This window comes from Streptomyces sp. NPDC059788, assembly GCF_042732265.1.
In the GTDB taxonomy this organism is placed as follows: Bacteria; Actinomycetota; Actinomycetes; order Streptomycetales; family Streptomycetaceae; genus Streptomyces.
This window is the reverse complement of record NZ_JBHWHY010000062.1, coordinates 42,376-58,378: the sequence shown is the minus strand read 5'-3', so window position 1 is coordinate 58,378 and position 16,003 is coordinate 42,376. Positions and strand designations below refer to the sequence as shown.

The following is a 16,003-nucleotide window of genomic DNA, read 5'->3' as shown; positions in this document are numbered from 1 at the left end:
ACGCCTGGCTCACCAGCACACCCAGAGCCCGAACCCGCACCAGCCACTTCGAAGAGCTTCGCCCCACTGGATGACCAGCGGGGCGAAGCAACAAGGCCCGAATTAACCAACGGCATCGCCCATCAGGCAGCCGGGCCCCGCTCCGAGCCAGCGGTCCGCGAGTCGTCGGGGCTACTCCTCCCCCGCCAGCGTCAGCGTCCGCAGCTTGCGTGCCGCGTACCAGGTGGCCAGCCCGGTGACGGCCACCAGGAGGACGACCGCCAGCGGCAGCCCCACCTCGGAGGTGATCGCGCCTTCCGCTCCGATCTTCTGACCCACCGCGAGCGCCCACTGCTGCACGCTCAGCGTCCGCGCGCCCGGCACCAGGTTGCCGAACAGCGTCTCCCACACCAGGGCGTAGACCAGGCCGAAGACGACCGCGTGGCGGCTGACCGTGCCGAAGAAGAGGAACAGCGCGCTGTACGCGACGGAGGCCACGGCCGCGGCGACCGCGTACGCCACGGCGATCTGCTGGCTGTTGCCGTTGAGGACGAACCCGGCGATCAGCACCGGCACGGCCGAGAACGTGGCCGTCACACCGATCGCCACGACCAGCTTGGTGAAGATGATCGAGGACCGGCGCAGCGGCTTGGCCAGCAGATAGACCACCGAGCCGTCGTCGATCTCCGGTCCGATCGCGCCCGTACCGGCGATCACGCCGATCAGCGGCACCATCGTGGCGAGCGCGAAGGTGCCCAGGACGCCGTTGGCGGTGGAGTCGTCGGCGCCGGCCAGCGCCCGTACGGCGACGGAGATGACGATCAGGAGGGCGGGCAGCGCGAAGAGGATCAGCGCGCGGCGCCGGCCGAGCAGGGCCCGGTAGGTGAGCCGGGCGACGGTGGGGTTGAAGACCGGCGGGGCCGCCGAGGGGCCCGCGGCGGGTGCCGGGGACGGGTCCGGCCGGACCGATGAGGTCGCTGACATCGCTTCCAGGCTCCTTTCAGGCCGCGACGAGGTAGGAGAAGACCGATTCCAGGGACTCGTCGGAGGGCGAGACCGTCAGGAGCCGGATGCCGTGGTCGCGGGCGACGCGCGGCAGCAGGGCGGTGAACCGCGGGAAGTCGACGGCCTGGACGCGCAGCGCGCCTTCCTGGAGGTCCACTTCGATGCCGGCCGTGGACGGGTCGGCGATCAGGGCCGCGGCGAGGGCGCGGTCGTCGTCGGAGCGCACGAGATAGCGGTGCGGCCGGTCCGTCATCAGGCGGCGGATCTTGCGGAAGTCGCCGGACGCGGCGTGCCGTCCGGCCACCACGACCTCGATGTGCGAGGCCAGCTGCTCGACTTCTTCGAGGATGTGGGACGAGAACAGGACCGTACGGCCCTCCTGGCCCATCCTCCGCAGCAGGTCCATCAGCTGCATCCGCTGCCGCGGGTCCATGCCGTTGAACGGTTCGTCCAGCAGCAGCACGGACGGGTCGTGGACCAGCGCCGACGCCATCTTCACGCGCTGGCGCATGCCCTTGCTGTAGGTGGAGATCTTGCGGTCCTGCGCGTACTCCATCTCGACGGTCGCCAGCGCCCGCTGGGCGGCGGCCCGTCCCAGGCCGTGCAGTTCGGCGTTGGCGACGACGAACTCGCGTCCGGTGAGGAAGTCGTACATCGCCTCGCGCTCGGGCACGATGCCGATGTCGCGGTATATGCGCTCGTTGCGCCAGATGGTGCGGCCGTCGAGGGTGACCGTTCCGCCGGAGGGCGCGAGGAAGCCGCCCATCATGTTGATCAGAGTGGACTTGCCGGCGCCGTTGGGGCCGAGGAGCCCGGTGACGCCGGGGCCGATGGTCATGGTGATGTCGTTGACGGCAACGACGTTGCCGAACCAGCGGGAGACGTGGTCGATCTGGATGGTCGTCATGGGCGCGGCCCGTTCCTTCGGGAGCTGGTGGCGGGCTTCGGGTGCGCCTTCGGGGGCGCGGGTCGGGCGGTCACAGTCCGGCCTTCCGGTAGCGGCGCATCAGCAGGGCGTACGAGCCCGCGACGGCGCCCAGCGTGACCAGGAGTGCCACGAGCCCGGCGGCCGTGGACGGCTGGACCTGGTCGGGGAAGGACGCGGTGCCGCCGAGGAACGTCGCCTGCACGCTGTCGATCAGCGTGACGGGCGAGAACAGGGCGAGCCAGCCGACGACCCCCTCCTGGCCCTGTACGGCGGCGATGCCCTGTACGGCGCTCACCGCGGCGTACGGGATCGTCAGGGCGGCGATGACGGCGGCGACGCCGAAGCCGCGGCGCGGGGTCAGCGCGGAGATCACCAGACCGACGCCGGCGAACAGCAGCGAGAGCAGCGCCACCGAGACCAGGCCCTGGGCCATCCCCCTGGTCTGGTCGACGAAGTCCATCTTGGCCAGCAGCGCGCCCACGTACAGGATCAGCAGCGGGGCGGCGGTCAGGACGAACAGGGCGCTCGCCATCGCGGCGAACTTCGCGACCACGTAGTCGACGCGCTCGATGGGACGCGAGAAGTACAGCGGCACCGTCTTGAAGCGCAGGTCGCGGGAGACGGACTGCGGTGCCTGGGCGGCCAGGTAGAGGCCGATGACCGCCTGGAGATAGATCGCGTACCGGGTGTACGCCACCGGAAGGTCGTTCATCTTCGTGAACACCGCGACCGCCACCATGATGGCCGCCGGGAGGCACATCACGGCGAACAGCAGCATCGGCAGCACCTTGGACTTGGCGGACCTGCCGAGTCCGTAGGCGCCGCGCAGGCTCTGCGAGAACAGGGAGCGGCGGGCGTAGGCACGGCCGAGCCGGGGGCCGTCGAAGTGGCGGTAGCCGATGTCGTGGATGACGTCCTGCGCCGCTCCGGCGGTGGCGGGGTTCCTGGTCTCAGGCGGCATCGGGGGCGCCTCCGTCCTTGCCGGCCCGGTGGGCGGTCGTCGCGGGGGCGGCCGGGCGGGCCGCCGCGGGCTGCGCGCCGTCCGGGTGGGGCGCGTCGTGGGTGCCGGGGGCGCTCGCCGCGTGGTGGGTGTTCCGGGCGCCCGCCGGCTGGTCGGTGTTCGGGGCGCTCGCGGCGCCGCCGGTGTTCTGCGTGCCGGTCGTCTCGTCGGCGCTCTGGAACACCTCGGAGATGCGGTGCCGGCGCTGTTCCATGCGCACCAGGCCGAGGCCGAGGCCGGCGACGGTGTCGCGCAGCAGATCGTACGTCTCCTCGCCGGTGGCCTCCACGTACAGCACGTGCGCGGCGGAGGCGCCGCTCTCCGAGCCGGGAGCCGCGGTCGTCACCGCGACACCGGCGCCGGCCAGGGCCGCGCGCAGCGCCGCCGTGCCGTCCGGGTGCTCGTCGGTGTCCGTGACCTCGACCGCCAGGGAGGCGGTGAGCTGGGTGAAGTCGTCGGTGGCGGAGGAGCGCAGCAGCCGGCCGCCGTCGATGACCACGACGTGGTCGCAGGTGCGCTCCAGCTCGCCCAGGAGATGTGAGGTGACCAGGACCGATATGCCGAATTCGGTGTGCACGCGGCGGATCAGGCCGAGCATCTCGTCGCGGCCCACCGGGTCGAGGCCGTTGGTCGGCTCGTCCAGGAAGACCAGCTGCGGGTCGTGGACGAGGGCCTGGGCGAGCTTGACCCGCTGCTTCATGCCCGTCGAGTAGCCCCCGATGGGGCGGTAGCGCTCCTCGTAGAGGCCGACGTGCCGCAGCGTGTCGGCGGTGCGCTCGCGGGCGGCGGTCGGCGGCAGGCCCGACATGCGTGCCATGTGGACGACGAACTCGGTGGCCGAGACGTCGGGCGGCAGGCAGTCGTGCTCCGGCATGTAGCCGACGCGCTCGCGGATGGCGCCGCCCTGCTCGGCCACGTCGAGGCCGAGGACGGTCGCGGACCCCTCGCTGGCCGGGGCGAGGCCCAGCAGCAGCTTGATCAGGGTGGACTTGCCGGCGCCGTTGGCCCCGACCAGACCGGTCACCCCGGGGCCGATGTCAACGGTGAGCCGGTCCAGCGCGGTCACCCTCGGGTACCGCTTGCTCAGGCTTTCGGTCACGATCACAGTCACGTCAACGACGGTAGTGGCGCGCACCACACCGGTCGTCAGACCTGGCGGCTGGATCGGAGTCCGACCACAGGTGTAGGGGCCCGTAGGGGAGCTCCCGCTTTCGGCCCCCTGGAGCCGGGGGCCCGGGAGGGTTTTCCACAGGCTCGGACCGACCCCTTGACGTCGCCGCCGAGCATTGTCACATTCATCAGTGTCAAGTTACGGGCACGTACCGCGATGGTCGGTTTACGGGACGGACGGTTGGCGATGACCTCAGCGACAGGGGCCGCACTGGCCCGAAGGAGCGGCGGGGCGCGTGAACCCGCCGCCGGGCTGCGGGGGTTCAAGGAGGTGCAGCGACTGGCGTACGCCTGCGCCGAGGCGGTCGCCGCGCAGCTCAGGCCGGGGGTGACGGAGCGCGACGCGGCGCGGATGCAGCGCGAGTGGCTGCGCGAGCGCGGCGTACGGGACTGGTTCCACCTCCCCTTCGCCTGGTTCGGCGACCGCACGGCGTTCGCGGGCTTTCGCATACCGCTGCAGTTCTTCCCCACCAACCGGCGCCTGGAGCCGGGGATGGCCTTCATCCTCGACATGGCACCGGTCCACGAGGGCTTCACCGCCGACATCGGCTACTCCGGCTGCCTCGGGCTCAACCCGGTCCACGACCGGCTGCTGGCCGACCTCGAAGCGCACCGCGAGCTGATCCTGCGCGAGGTGCGCGAGCGCCGCCCGCTGCGGGAGATATACGAGGACGTCGAGCGGCTCATGATCCGCCAGGGGTACGCGAACCGGCACCGCGCCTATCCCTTCGGCGTCATCGCCCACAAGGTCGACCGGGTGAAGCCCCGCCGCTGGTCGCCCACCCTCTTCGGGTTCGGCACGCAGTCGCTCAAGGGCCTGGCCTCCGACGCGCTGCACGGCCACCGCGACGGCTGGTCGCCGCTGTGGAGCCCGTACAGGTTCTCCGACCACCCGCCGCAGCCGGGGCTGTGGGCGGTCGAACCACACCTCGGTTTCCGGGGCACGGGCGCGAAGTTCGAGGAGCTGCTGGTCGTGACGGACTCCGCCGACCCGCAGGAAAGCGCCTTTTGGCTGGACGACGATCTGCCGCACGTGCGGCGCTGGCAGGAGGAGAAGGCCGCATGACCACGCGAGCGGAGACCGGGCTGGAAGGCGCGCGGGAGCGCTGGGTCCGTACGGGCGGTGTGGAGCTGTGCGTCGCCGAGCTGGGCGACGTCGAGCGCCCCACGGTGGTGCTGGTGCACGGCTATCCGGACAGCAAGGAGGTGTGGTCGGAGGTGGCCCGCGGCCTGGCCGACCGCTTCCACGTGGTGCTGTACGACGTCCGGGGCTGCGGCCGCTCGACGGCGCCCAAGCCGCTGCGCGGCGGCTTCACCCTGGAGAAGCTGACGGACGACTTCCTCGCGGTCGCGGACGCGGTGAGTCCGGTCCGGCCGGTCCACGTGGTCGGCCACGACTGGGGATCGGTGCAGGCCTGGGAGTTCGCGACGGTCCCGCACACGGAGGGCCGGATCGCCTCCTTCACCTCGATGTCCGGCCCGTCCCTGGACCACTTCGGCCACTGGATCAAGAAGCGCGCGTCCCGCCCCACCCCGCGCCGCGCCGCACAACTCCTCGGCCAGGGCGCCAAGTCCTGGTACGTCTACATGCTCCACACCCCGGTCCTGCCCGAGCTGGCCTGGAAGGGGCCGCTCGGCAAGCGCTGGCCGAAGATCCTCCAGCGGGTGGAGAAGGTACCGCCGGGCCCCTACCCGACGGCGTCCCTGCCCACGGACGCCGCACACGGCGCCTGGCTCTACCGCGACAACGTCCGCGCCAGGCTGCGCCGCCCGCGCGCCGACGCCTACGCCCACTGCCCGGTGCAGCTCATCGTCCCCACCGGCGACGCCTTCCTGTCCCAGCGGCTCTACGACGACCTCGGCCACTGGGTTCCGCAGCTCGTGCGGCGCACCCTCCCGGCCAAGCACTGGGTGCCGCGTACGCGCCCCGACCAACTGGTGTCCTGGATCGGCGAATTCGTGACGTCCAAGGAGGAGGGCGACCCGGCCAAGGAGATCGTCGCCGCCGGCAAGTACGCCGACCGGTTCGGCGGCCGGCTGGTGCTGGTCACGGGCGCGGCCAGCGGCATCGGGCGGGCCACCGCGTTCGCCTTCGCCGAGGCGGGAGCGCGCGTCGTCGCCGTGGACCGGGACGCCGAGGGCGCGGCCCGTACGGCCGACCTGGCCCGGCTGGTCGGCGCCCCACAGGCGTGGGCCGAGACGGTGGACGTCTCGGACGAGGCCGCCATGGAGAAGCTGGCCGACAAGGTCGCCGCCGAGTACGGCACCCTCGACGTCCTGGTCAACAACGCCGGCATCGGCCTGTCCGGCTCCTTCTTCAGCACGACCGCCGAGGACTGGAAGAAGGTCCTGGACGTCAATCTGTGGGGCGTCATCCACGGCTGCCGGTTCTTCGGCCGGCAGATGGCCGAGCGCGGGCAGGGCGGGCACATAGTCAACACCGCCTCCGCGGCCGCCTTCCAGCCTTCGAAGATCCTCTCCGCCTACGGCACGTCCAAGGCGGCGGTGCTCATGCTCAGCGAGTGCCTGCGCGCCGAACTGGCCGGCCAGGACATCGGCGTCACGGCCGTCTGTCCGGGCATAGTCAACACCAACATCACCGCGACGACCCGCTTCACCGGCGTCTCGGCCGACGAGGAGAAGCGCCGCCGGACCAGCACGTCCCGGGCATACGGCCGGCGCAACTACCCGCCGGAGAAGGTCGCCGACGCGATCCTGCGCGCCGTGGCCCGCAACGAGGCGGTCGTCCCCGTCACGCCCGAGGCGCGCGGCGCCCACCTGATATCCCGCTTCTCCCCGCGCGCGCTGCGCGCGCTCGCCCGCGTCGAGCCGCCCGTGTAGCCGCGTGCGCCACGGCTCGGGCAGGCCGGGGCGAGCGCACCACCGCGCCGCCCCGGCCCCGCCCCCCCTCACGTCACACGTCAGGAGCCCCAGCGTGAGCACGAACCCCACCGACCCTGAGGAGCACCACACGATCGCACCCCGCCGGGTCTCGTTCGACTGGCGCGAGACCCCGCTGCACTGGATACCGGACGAACCCACCGCCACCCACGTCATCAACGTGCTGCACCTGCTGCTGCCCGCGGGCGAGCGCTGGTTCGTCAAGGTCTTCAAGGAAGCCCTGCCGCTGGTCCGCGACCCGGAACTCCTCAAGGACGTCAAGGGCTTCATGGGCCAGGAGGCCACCCACAGCGTCCAGCACGCCTACGTCCTGGAACACCTCGCCCACCAGGGCCTGGACACCGCCGCCTACACGAAGCACGTCGGCTTCCTCTTCGAACACCTCCTCGGCGAGCGGCCCCCCTTCGCGGCCCCCGTCCCCACCCAGGAGTGGCTACGCTTCCGGCTCGCCCTGATCCCCGCCATAGAGCAGTTCACGGCCGTCCTCGGCAACTGGGTGCTGCACGCCGAGGGCCTGGACCGGGCCGGGCCCGACCCGGTCATGCTCGACCTGCTGCGCTGGCACGGCGCGGAGGAGGTCGAGCACCGCGCGGTGGCCTTCGACATGTACCAGCACACCGGCGGCGAGGGCCTGCCCCGCTATGCCCGCCGCGCCCTGGGCATGGCCGTCACCGCGCCCGTCCTCCTCTACCTGTGGGCCTGGGGCGCGGCCTACCTGATCCGCCACGACCCGCAGCTGGCCGGCCGCCTGCGCTACTCCCTGCGCGAGCACAACCGGGCCGTACGGGCCCAGCTCCTGCCGACCTGGCGGGAGCTGGGCGCCGCCGTACCGCGCTACCTGAAGCGGTCGTACCATCCCTCGCAGGAAGGGTCGCTGCGCAAGGCCGTCGCATACCTGGCGTCCTCCCCGGCAGCCCGCGCCGCGGCGGGCGCGGTGGGCCGCGCGGCCATCTCGTAAGGAGCACCGCATTGACCGACCAGCCGCCGCCCCCGGCCGAGTACCGCATCGAGGACCTGGCCCACATCAGCGGCACATCGGTCCGCACGATCCGCGCCTACCAGGACCGCGGCCTGCTCCCCAAGCCGGAGCGCCGCGGCCGGGCCAACGTCTACGGCGACGAGCACCTGGAGCGCCTGCGCCGCACAGCCGACCTGCTCGACCGCGGCTACACCCTCGCCAGCATCAAGGAACTCCTGGAGGCCTGGGACACGGGCCGCGGCCTCGGCGGCGTCCTGGGCCTGGTCGCCGAGATCGACGGCCCCTGGAGCGACGAGGAGGCGGCCCGCATCACCCGCGCCGAGCTGGACGCCGCGTTCGGCGGATCACCGGACGAGCAGGCCCTGGCCGACGCCGTCGAACTGGGCGTCCTGGAGCGCCTCCCCGGCAGCGAGGACGCCTTCCGCGTCCCCAGCCCCCAGGAACTGGCCGTCGCCGCCGAACTGCACTCCGCCGGCGTCCCCCTCACCGCCATCTCCGGCCACCTGCGCGAACTGCGCGGCCAGGTCGAGCACATCGCGGCCCGCTTCCTCGACTTCACCACCGAGTACGTCTTCCACCCCTACCTGGACCACCAGCCCACCGACGCCGAAGCCACAGAGGCCGCCGACCTCGTACGCCGTCTCCGCCCCCTGGCCCAGCAAACCGTCGACGCCGAACTCGCCCGCGCGATGCGGACACTGGCGACCCGGTATATACACCGTCACCTGGGCGATATCGGCGAGTTCCGCGGTATCGGGGGTACCGGAGAGCTTGGTGATCATGGTGGCACCAGTGGCCTTGGCGGACCTGGCGGTCTCGGTGATCCCGGTGATCCCGCTAGCACCAGTGGCACCAGTGTTCCCGACAGCGGTGCCCCGAGCGCGGGGCCAGGTTCAGTTACCGAACCCGCCCTTACGACCACAACCACAGCCGCCGCTGCTGGCACCGGTGCCGGGGCAGGGGTTGAGGTTGGGGCTAGCTCCGGCACCGGCATCGAGTCCGGGCCGATGATGATCGCCCTGCCCGCCGAGACCTTCCAGGCCGTGAGTGACCTGGTCGGTCAGGCGAACGTGGCTGCCTTCATCACCGCCGCCGCCCAACGCGAGGTCCACGCCCGCACCATGGATGAGCTAACCGCCCGCCGCACCCCACCTCGCTGACCGCCCCGCCCGCGCCTCGGGAACGAGGCGCGCCAGCGGGGCCAGGGCGAGGAGGAAGAGCAGGCCGGTTACGGGGAGCAGGTCGAGGGTGGCGGACATGGCCACCGTGCCCGCCAGAACGACCAGTGGCCGCCAGAAGCTGATCACGCGGAGCATGGCCAACTGAGCGAGGATCAAGATCAAACCGACGTGGAACAGCACCGGCACGACCGTGTAGACGACGGGCATGACCCCGGGCACGCTCTGCACCCTGTCGAACAGTTCCCCCATGGCCTCGTGATCCGCCGCGCTGTACGCGACCGCCAGGTCGATGCCCGCCTGCACCGCCACCGCCGCAGCCCCGACCAGCCCCAACCCGGCGAACACGGTGGCCACCGCCCGCTGCGCCCTGTCCCGCCGCGCCACCGCCCGCCGCAGTCCCAGGAGCACCGGCACGAAGAGCAGGACCCCCGCCAGCAGGAAGAGGTGTCCGACCGACCACGCCGGCCCCGGCCCCCGCTCCGTGTCCGCCAGCCGGACCACCCCGTACGCCGCCATGCATCCCGGCCCGGCCACGAGAGCCGCCCGCCCCCACGTCGTCCCCGTTGTCTGTGTCATATGGCGAGCTTCGGGTGGCGGAGGGTGCCATGCCCTCCGGGACCACCCGGACACCCCCCTGAGCAGCCCCCGATACTCACCCCGGTGCCCGTGGTGCCCGTCGTGCCCGTGGTGCGCGTCGTGCCCGTGGTGCGCGTCGTCGCGCGTTCGCCCCTCCTATTCGAGTCGCCCGTCGTATTCGGGGTGTCCGCCGTAGGCGAAGCGTCCGTGGCGACTCAGTCGAGGATCATGTCGCCGAAGACGACCTTGCTGTTCCAGTTGTTCCCTCCCCAGTTGTACGAGGCGTCGGATGGTGTGTGGGTGTGCTTGTCGATGCTGACGGCACCGGCGTCACGGCCGCCGCGCCCGTCCCGCCCGGTTCGCCCGTCCCGCCCGAAGAGGCCGGGAGCGCCGGGGGAGCCGACAGGGCCGAGCCCGCCCACCTGGCCGGGTTGGCCGTAACCGCCCGGTTGGCTGTGATGGCCGGGTCGGCCATGGTGACCCGGTTGGCCGTGGTGGCCGGGTTGGCTGTGTGGGTCCGGCTGTCCGGCCCTGCCGTCGTGGCTGGCGGCGACGGCAGGGCCGGCGGTGAGCAGACCGGCCGCAGCGGTCAGGGCGAGTGCGCCGAGGGTGGTGGCGGTACGTATGCGCATGGGGCTTCTTTCCTCGTCGGAGCCGTCCGGAGTGGACACCCTCATCCGATACCGGCCCGCCCCTGGTCGCCATTTGGCCGCGTGCACTCGGAGTACCGGGGCGGCGGCCCCACCTGGACGGCTACGCTGCGGGGTCCGGTAGCCAGTTCCCGTGGAAGCCGTAGGGCACCCGTTGGGGCAGGTGGACCGTGGCCACCGGCCCCTTGGTTATGTCGTCGGCGTCGAGGATGACGAGGTCGCTGGCGTCACGCGCGGCGTCGTACACATACGCGATCAGCCAACCCGGCCCGCCCGGCCGGTCGTCCGCCGGGGCGAAGGCCGCTTCGGCGGGGGTGCGGCCGGGCCCGAAGTCGTACCGGGTGCCGGTGCCGGTGTGCAGGTCGTAGCGGATCAGCGCGCCCGGCACCGGGCCGGAGCCGGGACCCTCGGACCGCGTGATGTGCCCGTACCTGGCGTCCAGCCCTGCCAGCCGGTCGTCCACCCGCGGGAACTCGCCCGACTGGTCGTCCACCTGCTCCTCGACGACCTTGCCCGACGCGAGGTCGATGGTCCACCGCCACAGCGTGGGCAGCGACTTCAGCTCGAACGCCGGATAACGCGAGACGTAGAGGACGATGCGCCCCAGGAAGTCGTCGTAGGCGTTCATGGAATGGAAGACGTAGCAGGGGTCGATGGTGAACCACCGGACCTCGCCATGGGGGTCGTCGCGGCGCAGCACGCCCAGCCGGGCGCCGTACTCCGCATCCCACACGTACGGCATGCCGGACGCCCCGCGGTCGTAGACGAGCGGGAGGTCCATGAAGACGACGTGGCCCGCCGTCAGGTGGAAGTCGTGCATCATCGTGTGCGCCGGCACGTCGACGGGGCGGCTCACCACCAGGGCGCCGGAGGCGTCGGCACGGTGGTAGGTCAGATACGGCGGCTCCGCGGCGCCGTATCCAAAGAAGTGCAGCTCGCCCGTGGTCGGGCAGGTCTTCGGGTGAGCGGTCATGGCGGTGGTCAGACGGCCGCCGAAGTCGTACGGGCCGACGGTCTCCAGTTCGTGTCCCGGGCGGCAGTCGATCTCGTACGGGAAGGACGACTCGACCAGGGCGAGGGTGCGGCCCGCGTGGCGCACCACGTGGGTGTTGGCGACGCCGGCGGTCAGATTGGCCCTCCCCCGCGCGTCACGGGCCGGGGTGCCGTCGGTGAAGGTCGAGGTGCGGACCCAACGGTTGCGGTACGAGCGCGCCTTGCCGCCCTCCAGGCGCACGCCGTGGACCATGCCGTCCCCGAAGAACCAGTGCGCCGAGGCGGCGTCGCGCGGGTTGGGGCCGTTGCGCAGATACCACCCGGACAGTTCGGGCGGTATCACGCCGGTGACGGGCAGTTCGTACGCGGTGAGTTCTTCCGTCACCGGGGCGAAGTTTCCCGCCAGGTGCGGGGCCGGCGCGGAAGCGGTGCCGGGCGCCTGGGCAGCGGGTCCGGGAGCGTTTGTCGTTGTCATGCGGGACGAGCCTCCTGAACGTAGGGGCGTCCGCCGGCCTTCTCCAGGAAACGCGCTCGCGCACGCTCCGGATAGCTCGCGGTGAAACGCAACGGGATGACGAAGACGCCGACGTGGATGCAGATCATGGCGGTCAGGCCGAGCCCGTAGGCCGTGACCAGGGCCTGCCCCACGGCGGCGAGCGTGAAGGACAACGCCCAGACCGCACTGAGCACGTAGTTGATCCGCAGGAACAGCGAGGTCCGCCAGACCTCGGGCGGTGCCTTGCGGCGGGCTATGGCGAGGGTGAAGGGCCGGCGGGCCGCTGTCGAGCCCCATGTGACGAGCGCGAGCCAGCCCGAGGACAGGGCGCCGTCGTAGGCCCGCAGGCCGCTGTCCGGCCGGAGGAAGGACACCACGGTGATCCCCGCGAAGAACACGAGGGTGCCGTAATCAAGAAGTCGGAGCGACGGGGACAGGCCCTCGGCGCGGTCCAGATAGAGCACGAGGCAACCGAGCACCAGGCCCGCCAGCGCACCCCACTGCCACGACGCCCAGGCAACGGCTCCGTAAGCGATCCACGGAGCGAACCCCCGCAAGTAGGTCATGACCCTCGACTCCCCCGTCGATCCGGCGACATTCCAACTTCGACATGTCAAAGCTAGAAGGTGTCGCGTTGACGTGTCAAGACTGGAAGGTAAAGTGACGGCCATGAGCCTCCGCCATGCCGTTCTGGGCCTGCTGGCCGAATCGCCCGCCAGCGGCTACGACTTGATGAAGACGTTCGACCTGTCGCTCGCGCACGTCTGGCCGGCCACCCAGAGCCAGGTCTACGGAGAGCTCAACAAACTCACCGCGGCGCACCTCATCGAGGTGGCCTCCCACGGCCCGCGCGGCCGCAAGGAGTACGCCATCACCGACGCGGGCCGGGCCGAACTGCACCACTGGCTCACCGAGGTGGAACCCGTCGGCCCGCAGCGCCACGACGGCCTGCTGCGCGTCTTCTTCCTCGGCGTGCTGACGCCTCTGGAGGCCCGTACGTACCTCCTGCAACAGGCCGAACGGGCCGCCCGCGCCCACACTCTCTACCGGGACCTGGCGGACGCCGGCGTCTGGGAGGAGGAAATGATCGCGGTGTACGGGCGGATCGCCCTGGAATACGGCCTGCGGCAGACCGCCATGGTGGAGGACTGGGCCAACTGGGCCGCCAGGGAGATCACGTCCGAACAGGCCCGAAGGGCCCGGGAGTCGGTCGGCGAACAGGCGCAGGCGCAGGCACAGACGCAGGCACAGGCACAGACGCAGGCACAGACGGAAGATCAGGCAAAGGCTCCGGATCGAGCCCAGGACCAGACCGAAGCTCAAGAACAAGCCCAGCAGCAACGCGGCAACAGGGCCTCAGGTAGACGAACCAGCAGGCGGTGAGTTCCGGCGCACGACGGCGCCGTCCCTGCACCACCGCCACCTCCGCTGCCTCAGTGGCCGTGCGGCCGACGTACGCGAGCGGCCGGCCGGCGTCGTCACAGCCCCGGCGCGCCCCAAACCGGGAACCACCGGCTCACATCCTGCTCGATCTCCAGGTCGTCGCCGAGCATCGCCCGGACTTCCAGCTCCAGCGGGTTGTCACGCTTCTCGGCTGCCTTGTCCGGACCCGTTTGCGGGGCAAAAGGATAGAACGTACCGCGCTTGTAGAGGTAGACCAGCGCGAGTGACCGGTCCCGGTCGTCCTGGAAGCCCATCAGCGAGCACAGCAGTTGCGGGCCGAATCCGGCGCTCTCCAGGGAACTGTTGACCGCGTGCAGGTCGTTCACCAGGCCCGCAGTGTCCTCAGGAGCGTGCCGCGCGAGCATCCAAGTGTAGCCGTACTCGTCCTGGCTGAACTCGGCCGGGCTGCCCAGGAGGCCGCGTACCTCCTCCTGGATGCCTCGGAACGCGCCGCCCTCGACGCTCGCGAAGCACACCGACCCCAGGCCGGTGGGCCGGAAACCGGCGGCGGCCTGGAGGGTGACGGCCGCGGAAGGAAGCGCGAAGAGCCGGTCGAGGTCGGGTCGTACCGGCTTGCTGCGTCCGAGGATGGTGTCCAGGAATCCCATACGTGTCCTCTCCTTGATACGGCTCCTGTGTTTCTCCGCGTCCGTCGTCGCCTCGGGTCCGCGAAGGCCTTCAGGGCACCAGAGCCCCCACGCCCCCAGATGCCCCCACGCCACACCGAAGGCCGCCGGCCCCCCGCCCTACGGCCGCCCCAGCTGCGCCGAGATCCGTCCCAGCTGCTCCAGCCGCTGTTCCAGCGTCGGGTGCGAGGACAGCAGCCGCCCGAAGCTCTCCTTCGTGAACGCCGGCACGAAGAAGAACGCGTTGAACGGTTCGGCCTTGCGCAGGTCCCGCGTCGGTATCCGCGCCATCTGTCCGGTCACCTTGGTGAGCGCGGCGGCCAGCGCCGACGGCCGCCCGGTCAGGATCGCCGCGGCCCGGTCGGCGGACAGCTCCCGGTAGCGCGACAGCAGCCGGGTCAGCAGGAAGCTGACGGCGTAGACCACGGCGCTGACCAGCGTGACGACCAGTACGGCGATCGCCGCGTTGTTGTCCCGGCTGTTGCGGCCGACGCCGCTCCACAGCGCGGCCCGCGTGATGATCCCGGCCAGTACGCCCAGGAACGAGGCGATGGTCATGACCGCGACATCGCGGTGCGCGACGTGCGACAGCTCATGCGCCAGTACGCCTTCCAGCTCCTCCGGCTCCAGCCGCCTGAGCAGGCCGGTCGTCGCGCACACCATCGCGTTCTTCTGGTTGCGCCCGGTCGCGAAGGCGTTCGGTACGTCGGATTCGGCGACGGCGACACGCGGCTTGGGCATGTCGGCCAGCGCACACAGCCGGTCCACGGCGCCGTGCAGCTCGGGCGCCTGTTCCGGGGTGACCTCGCGCGCGCCCATGCTGAAGGCCGCGATCCGGTCGCTGAACCAGAACTGCGCGACGAACATGGCGCCCGAGATGAGCAGCACCACGATCCACGCGCCCTTGAGGAGCACCACCAGCACGCCCACCACGACCACGTACAGCAGACCGATGAAGAACATCGTCGTGACCATGCGTGATGTCAGACCGCGGTCGGGGGCGAATCGGGTTCGTGCCATGCTCTCAGTCCTCCAAACCGCAGAGTCCGCAGAGTCCACCCGAGGAACCGCGCAGGTGCCTCTGACCCGATTCTCCCTCTTGTCCGCTCTTTACGGCGTAAAACGCAGGCCATGGATGTGCCCGCTTCGCCGACGGCTTACCGCCCGAGCTGCGCGAGCCCCTCGGTCGCGATCCGCTCGAACACCGTGCGGTCGGCCTCGAAGACCGAGTCGGCGATCGGCCAGTGCAGCACGATCTCGTCGATACCCGCCTCGGCGTGTGCGCCAGCGAAGTCCACGAAGGCGTCCAAAGAGGCGAGCGGGCGGTCCGGCGTGAAGCCGGTGAGCATGGTCTTCCGCAGCGTCCCGGCGTCCCGCCCGGCGTCGGCGCACGCCTTGTCCAGGCGCTCGACCTGGCCACGTACCGCTTCCAGCGACTCGGCCGCGGTGCCGGTCGCGGAGACCTTCGGGTCGCCGGTGGTCACCCACGCCTGCCCGTACCCGGCCGCCAGCCTCATCCCGCGCGGCCCGGTCGCCGCGATCGCGAACGGCAACCGGGGCCGCTGCACACAGCCGGGAATGTTGCGCACCTCGTGGGCGCGGTAGTGCGTCCCCTCGTACGAGACCACGTCGTGCGTCAGCAGCCGGTCCAGCAGCGGTACGAACTCTTCGAAGTGGTCGGCGCGCTCCCGGGGCGTCCACGGCTCCTGGCCGAGCGCCGTGGCGTCGAAGCCGGAGCCGCCGGCGCCGATGCCCAGGGTGATCCGCCCGTCGCTGACGTCGTCCAGCGAGATCAGTTCCTTGGCGAGGGTGACCGGATGCCGGAAGTTCGGGGAGGTGACGAGCGTGCCCAGGCGCATCCGGGAGGTCGCCGCCGCGGCCGCGGTCAGCGTCGGCACCGCCGCGAACCACGGCCCGTCGCGAAAGCTCCGCCAGGAGAGGTGGTCATAGGTGTACGCGGTGTGGAAGCCCAGCTCCTCGGCGCGCTGCCACACCTCCCGGCCACCCTCGGACCAGCGGCGGACAGGAAGGATCACGGTGCTCAGTCGCATGGGTACGAGCCTACGGCGGGGCAGC

At 71.3% G+C, this 16,003-nt stretch carries 16 protein-coding genes; 5 read left to right on the top strand and 11 right to left on the bottom strand.

The window, feature by feature from the left end; genetic code table 11:
* Positions 1–171 precede the first annotated feature (171 nt).
* The 4 genes from ACFV57_RS37535 to ACFV57_RS37520 all read right to left on the bottom strand — a co-directional run bounded on the left by ACFV57_RS37535 (position 172) and on the right by ACFV57_RS37520 (position 4,017).
* Entirely contained in the window at positions 172–963 is a 792-nt protein-coding gene (locus tag ACFV57_RS37535; protein WP_385241984.1) for an ABC transporter permease subunit, read from the bottom strand.
* A 16-nt stretch (positions 964–979) separates the two neighbouring features.
* Positions 980–1,891, bottom strand: a complete 912-nt coding sequence (locus tag ACFV57_RS37530) for an ABC transporter ATP-binding protein (protein WP_385241981.1) — start codon at positions 1,889–1,891, stop codon at positions 980–982.
* Positions 1,892–1,961: 70 nt separating this feature from the next.
* On the bottom strand, positions 1,962–2,873 hold the full coding sequence (locus ACFV57_RS37525) for an ABC transporter permease (RefSeq protein WP_385241978.1): 912 nt from the start codon (positions 2,871–2,873) through the stop codon (positions 1,962–1,964).
* Entirely contained in the window at positions 2,863–4,017 is a 1,155-nt protein-coding gene (locus ACFV57_RS37520; RefSeq protein WP_385241998.1) for an ABC transporter ATP-binding protein, read from the bottom strand. The genes ACFV57_RS37525 and ACFV57_RS37520 overlap by 11 nt, the downstream gene beginning before the upstream one ends.
* A gap of 252 nt (positions 4,018–4,269) precedes the next feature.
* Between ACFV57_RS37520 and ACFV57_RS37515 the strand changes: the two genes are divergently transcribed.
* The 4 genes from ACFV57_RS37515 to ACFV57_RS37500 all read left to right on the top strand — a co-directional run bounded on the left by ACFV57_RS37515 (position 4,270) and on the right by ACFV57_RS37500 (position 9,122).
* Positions 4,270–5,148: a M24 family metallopeptidase gene (locus tag ACFV57_RS37515; protein WP_385241976.1), complete on the top strand. Its 879-nt coding sequence runs from the start codon at positions 4,270–4,272 to the stop codon at positions 5,146–5,148.
* Positions 5,145–6,923, top strand: a complete 1,779-nt coding sequence (locus ACFV57_RS37510) for an SDR family oxidoreductase (RefSeq protein ID WP_385241973.1) — start codon at positions 5,145–5,147, stop codon at positions 6,921–6,923. The genes ACFV57_RS37515 and ACFV57_RS37510 overlap by 4 nt, the downstream gene beginning before the upstream one ends.
* A 94-nt stretch (positions 6,924–7,017) precedes the next feature.
* The gene (locus ACFV57_RS37505) at positions 7,018–7,941 is read left to right on the top strand and encodes a metal-dependent hydrolase (protein ID WP_385241970.1); all 924 of its coding nucleotides are present in this window, start codon (positions 7,018–7,020) and stop codon (positions 7,939–7,941) included.
* A gap of 11 nt (positions 7,942–7,952) precedes the next feature.
* Complete coding sequence (locus ACFV57_RS37500) at positions 7,953–9,122, top strand: MerR family transcriptional regulator (protein WP_385241967.1); 1,170 nt, start codon at positions 7,953–7,955, stop codon at positions 9,120–9,122.
* Here the strand turns inward: ACFV57_RS37500 and ACFV57_RS37495 are convergent.
* The 4 genes from ACFV57_RS37495 to ACFV57_RS37480 form a co-directional block, all read right to left on the bottom strand.
* Positions 9,093–9,719 carry a hypothetical protein gene (locus ACFV57_RS37495; RefSeq protein ID WP_385241964.1) on the bottom strand — a complete coding sequence of 209 codons (627 nt, stop codon included), beginning with the start codon at positions 9,717–9,719 and terminating at the stop codon, positions 9,093–9,095. The two genes, ACFV57_RS37500 and ACFV57_RS37495, sit on opposite strands and share 30 nt — an antisense overlap.
* Positions 9,720–9,934: 215 nt before the next feature.
* Positions 9,935–10,351, bottom strand: a complete 417-nt coding sequence (locus ACFV57_RS37490; RefSeq protein ID WP_385241961.1) for a hypothetical protein — start codon at positions 10,349–10,351, stop codon at positions 9,935–9,937.
* Positions 10,352–10,472: 121 nt separating this feature from the next.
* Positions 10,473–11,837 carry a carotenoid oxygenase family protein gene (locus ACFV57_RS37485; RefSeq protein ID WP_385241958.1) on the bottom strand — a complete coding sequence of 455 codons (1,365 nt, stop codon included), beginning with the start codon at positions 11,835–11,837 and terminating at the stop codon, positions 10,473–10,475.
* Positions 11,834–12,424: a hypothetical protein gene (locus tag ACFV57_RS37480; RefSeq protein ID WP_385241955.1), complete on the bottom strand. Its 591-nt coding sequence runs from the start codon at positions 12,422–12,424 to the stop codon at positions 11,834–11,836. The genes ACFV57_RS37485 and ACFV57_RS37480 overlap by 4 nt, the downstream gene beginning before the upstream one ends.
* 103 nt (positions 12,425–12,527) lie before the next feature.
* Between ACFV57_RS37480 and ACFV57_RS37475 the strand changes: the two genes are divergently transcribed.
* Positions 12,528–13,241 (top strand): PadR family transcriptional regulator, encoded by a 714-nt coding sequence (locus tag ACFV57_RS37475; protein ID WP_385241952.1) that lies wholly within the window; start codon positions 12,528–12,530, stop codon positions 13,239–13,241.
* Between the two features lie 95 nt (positions 13,242–13,336).
* Here the strand turns inward: ACFV57_RS37475 and ACFV57_RS37470 are convergent, their stop codons facing one another.
* The 3 genes from ACFV57_RS37470 to ACFV57_RS37460 form a co-directional block, all read right to left on the bottom strand.
* Positions 13,337–13,909, bottom strand: a complete 573-nt coding sequence (locus ACFV57_RS37470; protein ID WP_385241949.1) for a hypothetical protein — start codon at positions 13,907–13,909, stop codon at positions 13,337–13,339.
* A gap of 138 nt (positions 13,910–14,047) precedes the next feature.
* A complete protein-coding gene (htpX, locus tag ACFV57_RS37465; RefSeq protein ID WP_385241947.1) occupies positions 14,048–14,947 on the bottom strand; it encodes a zinc metalloprotease HtpX in 900 nt (299 codons plus the stop codon).
* Positions 14,948–15,084: 137 nt separating this feature from the next.
* Positions 15,085–15,978: an LLM class flavin-dependent oxidoreductase gene (locus tag ACFV57_RS37460; protein ID WP_385241944.1), complete on the bottom strand. Its 894-nt coding sequence runs from the start codon at positions 15,976–15,978 to the stop codon at positions 15,085–15,087.
* Positions 15,979–16,003 lie beyond the last annotated feature (25 nt).